General features: G+C 60.1%; 8 protein-coding genes. 6 read left to right on the forward strand and 2 right to left on the reverse strand.

Annotation, left to right across the window (positions count from 1 at the left end):
• Window positions 1-341 precede the first annotated feature (341 nt).
• From AC1DVV_RS04775 to AC1DVV_RS04785, 3 genes are all read left to right on the forward strand, one after another.
• On the forward strand, window positions 342-1,274 hold the full coding sequence (locus AC1DVV_RS04775; protein ID WP_477688995.1) for a hypothetical protein: 933 nt from the start codon (window positions 342-344) through the stop codon (window positions 1,272-1,274).
• The gene (locus AC1DVV_RS04780; protein WP_477702130.1) at window positions 1,274-7,951 is read left to right on the forward strand and encodes a calcium-binding protein; all 6,678 of its coding nucleotides are present in this window, start codon (window positions 1,274-1,276) and stop codon (window positions 7,949-7,951) included. The genes AC1DVV_RS04775 and AC1DVV_RS04780 overlap by 1 nt, the downstream gene beginning before the upstream one ends.
• A 202-nt stretch (window positions 7,952-8,153) precedes the next feature.
• Window positions 8,154-8,927 carry an AAA family ATPase gene (locus AC1DVV_RS04785; RefSeq protein ID WP_477702133.1) on the forward strand — a complete coding sequence of 258 codons (774 nt, stop codon included), beginning with the start codon at window positions 8,154-8,156 and terminating at the stop codon, window positions 8,925-8,927.
• A gap of 12 nt (window positions 8,928-8,939) precedes the next feature.
• Here the strand turns inward: AC1DVV_RS04785 and AC1DVV_RS04790 are convergent, their stop codons facing one another.
• Complete coding sequence (locus AC1DVV_RS04790) at window positions 8,940-11,015, reverse strand: oxidoreductase (RefSeq protein ID WP_457279767.1); 2,076 nt, start codon at window positions 11,013-11,015, stop codon at window positions 8,940-8,942.
• A 566-nt stretch (window positions 11,016-11,581) separates the two neighbouring features.
• On the opposite strand from AC1DVV_RS04790, the gene AC1DVV_RS04795 reads away from it, so the two are divergent.
• Window positions 11,582-11,830, forward strand: coding sequence for a hypothetical protein (locus AC1DVV_RS04795; protein WP_457278734.1), 249 nt, complete (start codon window positions 11,582-11,584; stop codon window positions 11,828-11,830).
• Between the two features lie 10 nt (window positions 11,831-11,840).
• The gene (gene xth, locus AC1DVV_RS04800) at window positions 11,841-12,701 is read left to right on the forward strand and encodes an exodeoxyribonuclease III (RefSeq protein ID WP_477702129.1); all 861 of its coding nucleotides are present in this window, start codon (window positions 11,841-11,843) and stop codon (window positions 12,699-12,701) included.
• A 67-nt stretch (window positions 12,702-12,768) separates the two neighbouring features.
• Here the strand turns inward: xth and AC1DVV_RS04805 are convergent, their stop codons facing one another.
• The gene (locus AC1DVV_RS04805) at window positions 12,769-13,821 is read right to left on the reverse strand and encodes a quinone-dependent dihydroorotate dehydrogenase (protein WP_477702128.1); all 1,053 of its coding nucleotides are present in this window, start codon (window positions 13,819-13,821) and stop codon (window positions 12,769-12,771) included.
• A gap of 133 nt (window positions 13,822-13,954) precedes the next feature.
• Between AC1DVV_RS04805 and rpiA the strand changes: the two genes are divergently transcribed.
• A complete protein-coding gene (gene rpiA / locus AC1DVV_RS04810) occupies window positions 13,955-14,626 on the forward strand; it encodes a ribose-5-phosphate isomerase RpiA (protein ID WP_477702127.1) in 672 nt (223 codons plus the stop codon).
• Window positions 14,627-14,650 lie beyond the last annotated feature (24 nt).

The following is a 14,650-nucleotide window of genomic DNA, read 5'->3' on the forward strand; positions in this document are numbered from 1 at the left end:
TTCAGCTGGTATCCGGCATAAACATGACTGCGGATATCAAGACCGGGCAGTGACGTGGGATTGAATATTGCTGAACTCGATTCAGCGGGCGGGTAGTGAGAGTTTGAGAGGAAGATAGCGAATTTAAATGACTTGCTCTTGCATCGAATACCGGAAAAATTTTCCTGTGAAAAGGGTCTCGGAAAGATCGTAATTCCTGCGTCCTGAAAACGAATCTCACAGCTATTTCTACTCTGTCGGCGCAAATTGATAGCTACAGAAAACCACAGCGAGTCGCCATTTGTTTAAGTAACCTTTAAGTTTGATCCACCGAAAAGTAGTAAAGATATGAGAAAGACGGCATGAGAGACAACACACCCAAGTATTTTTCAAAGTATTTGATCCGACTGTGCACGATAACTTGCCTTCTATTATTTTTTTCCGCGTGCAACACCACTCGATCTAACTTCCCATATGACGCAAAAATAAGCCCAGATGGTTCAACTCTTGCGCTATTAACGTTTGAGACCGGAATTGCCGCACTAAAAATCAAAAAAAGTGGCACATCAGATTGGACAAAGCTCTCTGTCCCTTCCGGCATCAATTCATATGGTTTCATGGATTCGGAAAATAGCCTGTTGATTACCTACCGCCAAGGTGAGCAAAGCATGCTTGCGAAACTGAGTCTTGACGACGGACAGAAACTAACAGAGCTATACCGTTCCGGTGGCGGGCTGTCATTCCCCAAAGAAATTTCTTTTGGAAAATATCTAGTCCAAGCGGTGGCTAGAACAACACCCGATGGTTACCCGATTCATCATTGGCTGATGATTAAATCTGAAGGAATACCAATAAAAGTGGGGGAAGAGTTTGGCCCGCCATACAGCAACGTGAGCTTGGTCAACGAATCTGGTTTTTTTATCGTCACTGACGCCGCTGGAGATAAAAAAATTCGACTGTTTGAATTTCCCAACGGCGAGAAACCCGATGTAAAGAGATACGTTAAGCCAGACACTACGAGCCTGGTTTGCGATCGTGTTGTTGGAACTTGTTTGCAGCTAAATCGCTACCTGGATAAAGACGGTTATTTTTTTAAAGTGATGCGAGTATCCGGTTCGGAAAGCTGCGAGGTCAACGATCTTCCTCGGTGGGTGGGAAACATTTCTATTACTTCTGATGGAAAAAATGCGCTGATAGTTGGCGCACAAAGTAGTCAAGGCAGGCCGATGTTGGTTTTGCTTGGTCTTGGTAGTGGGATTTGCGCAAATCTTAGTAAACATAAGGAGAACTTGTAATGGGATTTTTCTATGGTAATTGGGGTGGCCGTTATTGGTCGGGCGGTAGGGATATCCAACCCGGGGAGCAGCCGGATTGGTCGTATCCGGCAACGGATCCGCTAGATCAAACCTTTAAAGATCACGATAGAGGATATTGGGAAGCTCAGACTGGTGATCCAGCAGATTACTGGAGGAAAATCACTGAAGTTGATGAAAAGCTGATGGCCGATTTGGAAGGTCTTTTACGAACGCCAATGACGGGCGTTGCAGACCCCATCTCCGCTGAGCACGCGTGGATAGCGTTTTACTTTAAAAGAAAATTTATTGATATTCCAAATCGTGATGGCAGCCCTGTTCCCTTGCCGGACGGTGATCCTTTTACAGGCATGCCGTGGCCAGGGCAGGATGTTGGCTCTGACACCAGTCGACGCTTTAACGACGCCCGCAACTTTGTTCTGCGTCGCGATCCTCTTGTTCTAGATTTAGATGGCGATGGTCTGGAGTTGGCAGGCGCCAGCGGCGCTACCCTTTTTGACCACAACGCCGACGGTATCAAAACCGGCACCGGCTGGGCCAGGCCGGATGACGGTTTCCTGGTTCGCGATCTCAATGGCAACGGCACGATAGACACAGGTCGTGAGCTCTTTGGTGTAGACACCATCAAAAGCAACAGCACATTGGCTGCTGACGGCTTCGATGCGTTGCGTGACCTGGATGCCAACGGCGATGGGTTCATCACCAATGCAGATGCCGCATATGTGGAACTCAAGATATGGCAAGACGCCAATCAAGATGGCATTACCCAAAGTGGAGAGGTCAAGACCCTGTCCGAGCTCAACATCACCAGCATTGGTGTCAACGGCAGCAGCACAGGCCCACAAGCGGGGCAGGTGATCAACAACAACACTGTTGCCCTGAGCACGACGTTCACTCAGAACGGTCAGACGCACACCGTCGGTGCGATCGACCTCGAGACCAATAACTTCTTTACCGAGTTCCCACCCGAAGTGGTGGATGAAGCCGGCAACCCTGTTCCTATCACCGAGCAAGCCCAGGCACTTCCGCAGATGGATGGTTCCGGCATGGTGCGAAATATGCGGGCCGCAGCTAGCCTGGACAGCGACTTCGCCAATGCCCTGCAGACCTTTGCAACTACCCCTACCCGTGATGGCCAGCGCAGCCAGCTTGATAACCTTGTCAATCTGTGGGCTAACACCTCTACCTATTCGCATGGCGTGCTTTACGGCCTCAATGCCAACGTGACCTACAACTTGCCGACCGGCGTGACTGAAGCCGAGTACAAGAACCTTATCTATGTGCTCGAGGCGTTCAATGGCAGCCGTTTTTACGGCGATGAAAATGGTGGGCCTCGCCCAGCGGGGTTTGCCATCAGCAGCAACACCGATCCGAATACTGGAAACGTGGTGTACCACTACATCGTCAGTCCGCCGGCCGCACAGGTAGACCTGTTGCAGCAAGCCTATAGCGCGCTCAAGGAAAGTGTTTATGGCGCATTGGTAGTGCAGACGAGGCTTAAGCCCTATTTGGACGGCATTGGATTGTCTATTAGTGGGACTGGAATTTCGTTTAACACGACTGGACTAACTACTGCGCTTACAAACCATAGAGCCGCAGATGAACGCAACGCACTTATCGACCTGGTTGAGCTTCACCACTATACGGCCGGAGCACTATCTGCTGTCGGGTTTGGCGGAATATCAATGTTGCGCAACTGGATTGATGCTTTGGCCGTGGACTCACCGTTAAGGGGGGAGCTCGCATCGTTGGATGTGTATTCGGGGCTGGCAACCAGCGGAAGCAGCCGTTCCGATATTTATTTGGGAGATGCCTCTGCAAATACTTTCAGTGCCGGCGCCGACGGTGACTGGCTGGACGGCGGTGCAGGAAGTGATCTATTGCAAGGTGGATCCGGCGACGACGTGCTCGAAGGGGGCGCCGGCAACGACATCCTGGCCGGGGGCGTGTACGACACCTGGAACGGCAACTACAACGGCGCGGGCAGCGATACCTATCTGTTTGGCCTGGGTGATGGGCAGGACACAATTGTTGACCAGGACACCACCGCCGGAGCCATCGACACGATTGTTTTCAAGTCAGGCATCCTGCCTGCCAGCGTGCTGATCTCCCGCTCGGGCGACAGCCTGGTGCTGAAGATTCAGGGCACCAGCGACCAGATAACGATTAACGGCTATTTCAGCGGGGACGGTGCTGGAGGTTGGGCGATTGAGCAGATTCAGTTTGTCGACGATCCGGCGACGATTTGGGACATCGCCACCGTGAAGGCGCAAGCCTTGCTTGGAACGGTCAACAACGACACGCTTCAGGGTTATGCCACCGACGACACGATCAATGCCGGGGACGGCAACGACACCGTGACCGGCAATGACGGCAATGACGTATTGAACGGAGAAGTCGGAGCCGACTCGCTCAGTGGCGGCAACGGCAACGACGTGCTGGAGGGCGGCGTCGGTGCTGATTCCCTGATCGGCGGCAATGGCAATGACACCCTCAATGGTGGCGCCGACGGGGACACCTTGCAGGGCGGAGCGGGTGACGATGTTCTGGATGGAGGCGCCGGCAACGACGTGTTGGGTGGAGGGGTATACGACACCTGGAACGGCAACTACGACGGTGCGGGCAGCGACACCTACCTGTTCGGCCTGGGCGATGGTCAGGACACGATCGCCGACAACGACACCACCGCAGGCGTTATCGACAAGATCGTCTTCAAGGCGGGCATCCTGCCAGCCAGCGTGTCGATCTCGCGCTCGGGCGACAGCCTTATCCTGGCAATCCAGGGCACCAGTGACCAGGTAACGGTCAACGGCTATTTCAATGGAGACGGTGCGGGCGGTTGGGCCATCGAAGAGATTCGCTTCGCCGATGATCTGAACACGGTTTGGACAGTGACAGACGTCAAGACTATGGCCCTTGTAGGCAGTGCCGGCAATGATGCCCTGACCGGCTACGCCACCGATGACGTGATCGTGGGCAATGACGGCAACGACACCATCAGCGCCCGGGCAGGCAATGACACACTGTATGGCGGCAATGGCGCTGACACTCTCAGCGGTGAAGATGGCAACGACCTGATCCTGGGCGATGCCGGTGCGGATTCCCTGATCGGAGGCAACGGTGTTGACACCCTGTTGGGTGGGGCTGACAACGATACGCTGCAAGGTGGCGCCGGCGACGACATCCTGGAAGGCGGAGCCGGCAACGACCTGCTGGGCGGCGGGGTGTACGACACCTGGAACGGCAACTACAACGGAGCGGGAAGCGACACCTATATGTTCGGCTTGGGCGACGGCCAGGACACGATCGCCGACAACGACACGACGGCCGGTGCCGTCGACAAGATCGTCTTCAAGGCTGGCATCTTGCCAGGCAGCGTGTTGATCTCGCGCTCGGGTGACAGCCTGGTTCTGAAGATCCAGGGTACCAGCGACCAGGTAACGGTCAACGGTTATTTCAATGGAGACGGTACTGGCGGCTGGGCCGTGGAAGAAATCCGTTTTGCGGACGACCTGAATACGGTATGGACGGTTTCCGACGTCAGGACAATGGCCCTTGTCGGCAGTGCCGGCAACGATGCACTGGTCGGCTACGGCACAGATGACGTGATCGTGGGCAATGATGGCAACGACACCATCAGCGGCCGGGCTGGCAACGACACGTTGTACGGCGGTAATGGCGCCGACACCCTCAGCGGGGAAGATGGCGACGACCTGCTTCTGGGTGACGCCGGCGGTGATTCCCTGAGCGGTGGCAACGGCAACGATACGCTGAGCGGAGGCGCCGATGGCGACACATTGCAGGGCGGGTCGGGTAACGACATCCTGGAAGGCGGGGCCGGCAATGATCTGCTGGGCGGCGGCGTGTACGACACCTGGAATGGTGTCTACACCGGCACAGGCAGCGACACCTACCTGTTTGGGCGCGGAGACGGGCAGGACACGATCGCCGACAACGACACGACCGCAGGTGTCATTGACAAGATCATTTTCAAAGCCGGAGTTCTCCCGGGGGATGTCCTGGTTTCCCGCTCTGGCGATACCCTGGTGCTCAAAATCATCGGCACCGGCGATCAGATATCGGTGAGCGGCTATTTCAATGGGGATGGCGCCGGCGGCTGGGCCATCGAAGAGATTCGCTTCACTGATGACGTCAATGCGGTCTGGTCTGTGGCCAACGTCAAGAACATGGCGGCGCTTGTGGGCGGCGCTGGCAATGACACGCTGATTGGCTATGCCACCGACGACGTGATGGCGGGCAACGATGGCAATGACACCATGAGTGGTCGTGGCGGCAACGACACGCTGTACGGCGGCAATGGCGCGGACACGCTTAACGGAGAAGACGGCAACGACCTGCTTCTGGGTGAGGCAGGCGGCGACTCCCTGAACGGAGGCAACGGCAACGATACCTTGAACGGCGGTGCCGATGTCGACACACTGCAAGGAGGTGCCGGGAACGACACCCTGGATGGCGGGTCGGGCAACGACATTCTGGCCGGCGGCGTGTACGACACCTGGAATGGCGTTTACACCGGAACCGGCAGCGACACCTATCTGTTCGGGCGAGGTGATGGACAGGACACGATCTCCGACAACGACTCCACTGCTGGCGTCATTGACAAGATCATCTTCAAAGCCGGGGTGCTCCCCGGAGATGTCCTGGTTTCCCGTTCCGGCGATATTCTTGTGCTCAAAATCATCGGCACCAGCGACCAGATATCGGTCAATGGCTATTTCAATGGGGACGGCACCGGCGGCTGGGCGGTGGAAGAGATCCGTTTCGCCGATGATGTCAACACGGTCTGGTCGATTGCCAATGTGAAGGTGATGGCTCTGGTCGGTACGGCCGGTAATGACACCCTGACGGGCTACGCCACCGACGACGTGCTCGTGGGCAATGACGGCAATGACACCATCAGCGCCCGGGCCGGAAACGATACGCTGTACGGCGGTAATGGCGCCGACACCCTCAACGGGGAGGACGGCAACGACGTGCTCCTGGGGGAGGCCGGTGGTGATTCCCTGAGCGGCGGTAACGGTAACGACACGCTCAATGGCGGAGCCGATGTGGACACCTTGCAAGGCGGATCAGGCAATGACACCCTGGAGGGTGGTGCCGGCAATGACATCCTGGCCGGAGGGGTGTACGACACCTGGAACGGCAATTACAACGGCGCGGGCAGCGACACCTACCTGTTCGGCTTGGGCGATGGCCAGGACACGATCTACGACAACGACGGCACCGCTGGCGTTGTCGACAAGATCGTCTTCAAGGCTGGAATCCTGCCCGCCAGCGTGCTGGCTTCGCGATCGGGCGACAGCCTGGTCCTGAAGATTCAAGGCACCGCCGACCAGATCACGGTTAACGGCTATTTCAGCGGGGATGGAGCCGGAGGCTGGGCCGTTGAAGAGATCCGCTTCACTGATGATGTCAACACGGTCTGGTCAGTTGCAAATGTGAAGCTGATGGCGCTGACGGGCGGCTCAGGCAATGACACCCTGACCGGCTATGCCTCCGATGATGTGCTCGTGGGGAATGACGGCAATGACACCATCAGCGCCCGGGCCGGCAACGACACGTTGTACGGCGGCAATGGCGTCGACACCCTCAACGGGGAAGACGGCAACGACATGCTGCTGGGCGAGGCCGGCGGCGACTCCCTGAGTGGAGGCAACGGCAACGACACACTCAATGGTGGTGCCGATGGTGACACCTTGCAAGGCGGCGCCGGTAACGACATTCTGGTGGGCGGATCGGGCAACGACATCCTGGCGGGTGGAATCTATGACACCTGGAACGGCGTCTACACCGGCACGGGCAACGACATCTATCGCTTCGGAGTGGGCGGCGGCCAGGACACCATTTATGACAACGATGGGACCGCGGGAAACATTGATCGGATTGAATTTGACGCGGGTATTACACCTACCGGTATCACGGTAACTCGCAGCGGGAACAATCTCGTTTTGAGAATCACGGGGACGACCGACACCCTGACGGTGAGCAACTACCTGGCCAACAACTCGGTGACACCCTGGTCCGTTGAGGAAATCGCGTTCGGCGATGGCACGGTGTGGAGGCCTGCAGACATCGATGCCATTTTGTTGAACGGGGGCATCCTCGGGACAGCTACGACCGGCGCGGACAGCCTGATTGGCAACAATACCTCGGCAGATACGCTCAATGGGTTGGCCGGCAACGATATTCTCCGCGGCCTGGGGGGCAACGACACCTTGACGGGGGGCACTGGAAATGACCAGCTTTTTGGTGGCTCAGGCGCTGATACCTACCTGTTTGCGCGGGGTGACGGCGCTGACGTCCTCACAGACACAGATGCCACTGCGGGTGTGACCGACACCTTGAGGTTTGACGCCAGCGTTGCTGCCGACCAGCTCTGGTTTCAGCAGGTAGGGCTCAATCTGGAGGTCTCTGTCATAGGCACAACGGACAAAGTGGCTGTCACCAACTGGTACCAGGGCGCCGGCAACCATGTGGAAATATTTGAGCTGGCCAACGGGACTCGTTTGCTGGACAGTCAGGTGCAAAACCTGGTTGATGCAATGGCGGCGTTCTCGCCACCGGCGGCAGGTGAGACCACATTGCCGGCTGGCTATCAAACAAACTTGTCACCGGTCATTGCTGCAAACTGGCAGTAGAAGATGCCTGTTTGAATGCAGGGAGTACTGTCGCCCGGCCGCCGTACGCGGTGGATGATGGCGACAGGCTTCTCTTTGTGTTTGGGCAGCAAATATTCTCGCCACAGGCTTGATGCTTGACGGGGAAGTGCCCCAGACCGGGCGGGTCTTCGTCAGCTATTTTCCAGCGTCGCCGCCACCTTAAACTCCGGTCATGTCATCGATCATCTCCAGCCAGTTTGCCAGCCGCGTCACGCTGGTGCGCGACAAGGTGGAGTCTTTCGCGGCCTACCCGTTTCACCTGCCGGCCATCCGCACGCTGGAGCATATTGACCTGCACCCGAAAGTGACGTTCTTTGTGGGTGAAAACGGCTCGGGAAAGTCGACGCTGCTGGAGGCAATTGCAGTTTCGCTGGGGTTTAACGCAGAAGGCGGTACCAAAAATTTCCGTTTCGGTACACGCGTTTCCCATTCGGTGCTAAACGAATACATTCGCGTTGCCAAAGGCTTCAAGCGGCCGAAGACCGGCTTTTTTCTGCGTGCAGAGAGCTTCTTCAATGTGGCGACGGAGATCGAGAACCTGGACGCAGAACCTTCCATGGGGCCGCCGGTGATCACTTTCTATGGCTCGCGCTCGTTGCATGAGCAGTCTCACGGCGAGTCATTTCTGTCGCTGCTCAACCACCGGTTCGGCCCGGAAGGGATGTACATCCTTGACGAGCCGGAAGCGGCCCTGTCGCCGCAACGCCAGCTGGCGGTGTTGTCGCGCATGCATGACCTGGTGCTGGAGCGGTCGCAGTTTTTGATCGCGACGCATTCGCCCATCCTGATGGCTTACCCGGACGCCTGGATTTATGCGTGCTCGGAGTCCGGCCTGGAGCGCATTCAGTACGCCGAGACTGAGCACTACCGGGTTACGCGCGATTTTTTGCAAAACCCGGAGCGCATGCTTCGCCTGCTGCTGGAGCGCAAGGACGAACCTGACGCATCTGCGTGAGTGGGGCCTGGATCAAACCATCGCCGCCAGCCGCGTCCCCTGGTCAATCGCGCGTTTGGCGTCGAGTTCGCTGGCTTCATCTGCGCCGCCAATCAGGTGCGTCTTGACGCCGGCCGCGCGCAGCGGCTCCAGCAGTTCGCGGAGGGGTTCCTGCCCGGCGCACAGCACGATGTTGTCGACTGACAGCACGGTGCCGTCCAGCCGCTTTTCGCCGAAGGTGATGAAGAGGCTGAGGCCTGAGCCTCCTTCGTTTTCACCAATGCGTTCATAGTTGACGCCTGAAAGCATTTCGACGTTTTTCATTTTCAGCGCGGCACGGTGGATCCAGCCGGTGGTCTTGCCCAGGCCCGCGCCCAGCTTGCCGGGCTTGCGCTGCAGCAGGGTGACATGGCGCGCCGGCGGCGTGACCTGCGGGCGCACGACGCCGCCGCGCACTTCGCCGGGATCGGCCACACCCCATTCGGCGAGCCAGGCGGGCAGGTCGAGTGCGGTGGAGTGACCGGTGGGTGTGACGAGGAATTCGGCGACATCAAAGCCGATGCCGCCTGCGCCTATGAGCGCGACGCGCTCGCCCACGGGTTGGCGGCCCAGCAGCACATCGATGTAGCTGAGCACCTTGGGATGGTCTTGCCCGGGAATGCGCGGGTTGCGCGGCGTGACGCCGGTGGCCAGCACGACTTCGTCAAACTTTTGCGCAATGAGGTCGGCCGCCGAGACGCGGGTGTTCAGGTGCAGCTTCACGCCGGTGCCGGTGATGCGCTGGCCGAAGTAGCGCAGGGTTTCTTCGAACTCTTCCTTGCCGGGCACGCGCTTGGCCAGGTTGAACTGGCCGCCGATTTTGTCGGCAGCGTCATACAGGTCAACGCTGTGGCCGCGCAGGGCCAAAGTGGTGGCGGCGGCCAGACCCGCGGGGCCTGAACCTATAACGGCAACGCGTTTTTGGGCGGGAGCGATGCGGATGACAAGTTCGGTTTCATGCCCGGCGCGGGGGTTGACGAGGCAGCTTGCCAGCTTGGCCTGGAAGGCGTGGTCCAGGCAGGCCTGGTTGCAGGCGATGCAGGTGTTGATTTCATCGCGGCGGCCTTGCGCGGCCTTGTTGACGAACTCGGGGTCGGCCAGGAAGGGGCGGGCCATGCTGACCATGTCGGCGCTGCCGTCGGCCAGCACCTGTTCGGCCACTTCGGGCATGTTCAGGCGGTTGCTGGTGATGACAGGAATCGTGAGGCCGGCGGCACGCAGGTCGCCTCGCAGCTTTTTGGTGACCCAGGTGAAGGCGCCGCGTGGTACTGACGTCGCGATTGTCGGCACACGCGCCTCATGCCAGCCGATGCCGCTGTTGATGAGCGTGGCACCGGCGGCTTCAACGGCTTTGGCCAGCAGCACGACTTCTTCCCAGCTGCTGCCGCCGGGAATCAGGTCGATCATCGAGAGGCGGTAGATGATGATGAAGTCGCGGCCGACGGCTTCGCGCGTGCGGCGCACGATCTCCACGGCCACACGCATGCGGTTGCCATAGCTGCCGCCCCACTCGTCGGTGCGCTGGTTGGTGTGGGTAACGAGGAACTGGTTGATAAAGTAGCCTTCGCTGCCCATGATCTCGACGCCGTCGTAGCCGCCATCGCGGGCCAGCATGGCGCAGCGGATGAAGGCGCGAATCTGCCGCTCGACGCCGCCGGAGCTAAGCTCGCGCGGGGTGAATGGCGAGATCGGGCTCTGGATGCGCGAGGGCGCGACGCACAGCGGGTGGTAGCCGTAGCGGCCGGTGTGCAAAATTTGCAGGGCAATCTTGCCGCCTTCGGTGTGCACGGCGTCGGTGACCTGTTTGTGGCGACGCGCAGCGCCTGAGCTGGCGAGCATGCCGGCGAAAGGTTTGGTCCAGCCGGCGATGTTGGGCGCAAAGCCCCCGGTAACCATGAGGCCCACGCCGCCGCGTGCGCGCTCGGCAAAGTAGGCGGCCATGGCGGGGAAGTGTTTGCGGCCGTCTTCCAGGCCGGTGTGCATGCTGCCCATCAGCACGCGGTTCTTCAGCGTGGTGAAGCCCAGGTCCAGCGGCGCGAGCAGGTGGGGGTAGGGGGAAGCGGGGTCCAGGGAAAAAGAGGAAGACGCAAGGGAAGGGGGCGTCGTCGCCGAAGTGGGGGTCGCGGCCAAGGCAGGTCTCCTGTCAAAACTGCCTGCATGGTAGTCGCTGCGGGGCCGGCGGCACAGCGCGCCGGGTACTCTAGGGGACAGGCTCTACGCCGCCTTCGGGCTAACCCGGGCCCCCACGGTCGCTCACTTCGTGTAGCTCCCTGCCCCCAAGGGGGCCGCTGCGCCCGCGGCCCGGCGAAGCCGGTTCCGCGGCCCCTGCTTGCATGAAGAGTTCAGCGGCGTAACCAGTGGGCGTATTTCACCAGTGGGGGCCGCGGGACTGGCTTTGCCAGACCGCAGGCGCCGCCCCCTCGAGGGGGAACAGGCTACACGCAGTGAGCCTGGACGGGGGTGGCTTATAGATCGCCCGGCGAAGCCGGTTCCGCGGCTCATGCTGGCCTGGCCGGCTCGCTTTGCATCGCCTTTTCTGGTGCCCTCAGGGTATCGGGGCAGCGGCCTTGCGGTGTTGTCCGACACCCGCCCGCAGCCTGTGCTGGTACTTTGAAGCTTCGATTTCTGGAGCACTCATGGCAAAAACCAACACCAGCCCGACACGCGCCAAAACCGGCGAAGGCGCGACGGTGCCGCATCCTCCGCACAGCGAGCCGGACGATGAAGCGGATGGCAACGATGCCAGCACCTTGATTGAAAACCCGGTGAAGCCCGGAAAGGCCGGCAAGCTCAAGCAGCACAGCTTTCCTGACGGCGGCGGTAGCGGCGGTGCCGAGGCTTTCCGGCGCGGGCCGGGCCGGGGTAAGCCTTCGCCCGGCGTTTGATCGGGGTTTGATGAAGCTCGCGACCTTTAACGTCAACGGCATCAAGACGCGGCTTCCGCAGTTGCTGGACTGGCTGGCCAAAGAGTCGCCCGACGTGGTCTGCCTGCAGGAGCTCAAGGCGCTGGACAGTGTGTTTCCCCAGGCCGACCTGCGGGAAGCGGGTTACAGCGCTTTATGGAAAGGCCAGCGTTCATGGAACGGTGTGGCGATTCTGGCCAGGGGTGAGGCGCCGGTTGAAATACGGCGTGAGCTGCCCGGCGATGCGTCAGATGACCACAGCCGCTATCTGGAGGCGGCGGTGGACGGCATCGTCGTGGCCTGCCTGTACCTGCCCAACGGCAACCCGCAGCCCGGCCCCAAGTTCGACTACAAGCTGGCCTGGTTTGAGCGGCTGCAGAAGCACGCGGCGGGGCTTTATGCGTCCGGGCACCCGGTGGCGCTGGCGGGTGACTTCAACGTGGTGCCGACGGACTTTGATATCTACAACCCCAAGTCCTGGCGCAAGGACGCCTTGTTGCAGCCCGAAAGCCGGGCGGCCTATGAAAAGCTGTTGGGGCAAGGCTGGGTAGACAGCCTGCGGCATTTGCATCCGGACGAACGCGTCTACACCTTCTGGGACTATTTTCGCCAGCATTGGCAGCGCAACGCGGGCTTGCGCATCGACCACATCCTGCTGAACGCTGAACTGGCGCCGCGTCTGAAAGCTGCCGGGGTAGACAGCTGGGTGCGCGGGCAGGAGCACGCCAGCGACCATGCGCCGGTGTGGGTGGAGCTGGGTGTGGCGCGTAAAGCTGCGGGCGCGGTGAAGAAGAAGGTGGCCAAAGTGGCGAGGCCGCGAGCGGCAGCGGTGCCGCGCAAAAAAGCTCCGTAAGCCAATGCCGTGCCTTGCGGATTCGTTGCTATTAATTCAATAGCTGCCTGCGCAAGTCCCTATTGGTCTAGCGGCTGTTTTTGATCGCAGTCGCGGCGTCAGTCACCAGTTCAGGGCCTTTGTAGATGAGGCCGGTATAGATCTGCACGACGTCGGCGCCGGCCTTGATCTTGGAGACGGCGTCCGCACCGCTCATGATGCCGCCCACGCCGATGATGGGAAAGCCTTTGCCGAGTGCCGCGCGCAACTGGCCGATGACGCGGTTGCTGGCCTCCAGCACCGGGGCGCCGCTCAGGCCGCCGGCCTCTTCGGCATGGCGCATGCCTTTCACCGCGTCGCGGCTCAGCGTGGTGTTGGTGGCGACGACGCCGTCCATGGCGTGGCGCTTGAGCGTGGCGGCAATCACATCGACCTGGGCTTCATCGAGGTCGGGTGCGATCTTCACAAAAATCGGCACACGCTTGCCGTGCTGTTTGGCCAGGGTCTCGCGGCGTTCGGCGATGCGGCCGAGCAGGGCGTCCAGGGCTTCGTCGCTTTGCAGGGCGCGCAGGTTTTTGGTGTTGGGGCTGGAGATATTGACGGTGACGTAGTCCGCGTGCGGGTAGACACCGTCCAGGCAGGTCAGGTAATCGTCCACCGCGTTTTCAATCGGCGTGGCGGCGTTTTTGCCGATGTTCAGGCCCAGCAGCAGGCTGTTTTGCGCGCCTTGCTTGCGCACGCTGGATCGCTGCACATTGGCCAGAAAAGCGGCCAGCCCTTCATTGTTAAAGCCCAGGCGGTTGATGAGCGCGTTGGCTTCGGTGAGGCGGAACATGCGCGGCTTGGGGTTGCCCGGTTGGCCCAGAGGGGTGACGGTGCCGACTTCGACAAAACCAAAACCCATGGCGGCCAGGCCGTCGATGCAACGGGCGTTTTTATCGAGCCCGGCGGCCAGACCCACGCGGTTGGCGAATTTCAGGCCGGCCAGCTCGACGGGATCGCTCACGCGGTTGCCGCAATACGCCAGCGACAGCGGCGTGCCCTGGGTACGCGCGAGCGAAGCCATGGTCAGCTCGTGGGCGGTTTCGGGGTCAAGCCCAAATAAAAAAGGGCGGGCCAGGGCGTAGGGGAGCAGGGACATTGGATAATTCGGCTGTTGGCGATGAGGCGATGAACCACCCGGGCAGGCCGGGCATGAAGCCTGATTGTCGCAAAACCCGTTTCGCCCCGGCCCGACCCCCCAAACACTCTTCAACACTTCCATGACTCAAGCCATGACCCAAGACGAACTCAAAACCCTGGTCGGCCAGGCAGCCCTTCACTATGTCGAGGAAGGTAGCATTGTGGGAGTGGGCACCGGCACGACTGTGAACAAATTCATTGACGCGCTGGGCACCATGAAGGGGCGCATTGCCGGTGCCGTGTCGAGCTCGGTGGCCTCGACGGAACGCCTGCAGGCGCTGGGCATCAAGGTGTTTGACGCGACGGAGGTGGACGAGCTGGCGGTGTACATCGACGGCGCCGACGAGATCGACAACGCGGGTTATATGGTCAAGGGCGGCGGTGCGGCGCTGACGCGCGAAAAGATCGTGGCGGCCCAGTCGCGCAAGTTTGTCTGCATTGCAGACGAGTCCAAGCTGGTGCAGGTGCTGGGCAACTTTCCGCTGCCCGTTGAGGTGATTCCGATGGCGGCCAGGCGCATCGCGCGGCAGTTTGCGGCCATGGGCGGCACGGCCAACCTGCGGCTCAAGGACGGCAAACCGCTGGTCACCGACAACGGCCAGCACATCCTGGACGTGACTGGCCTGAAGATCGCCGACCCACTGGGTTTTGAGTCGCAGGTCAACCAGTGGCCGGGCGTGGTGACGGTGGGGGTGTTCGCCCACCAGAAGGCGCATGTCTGCCTGCTGGGTGCGCCGGGCGGGGTGAAGACGCTGGTGTTCTAGGCTGCTCTAGCCCCAGAAAGCAAA

The sequence above is a fragment of the Polaromonas sp. P3_B4 genome, assembly GCF_056402835.1.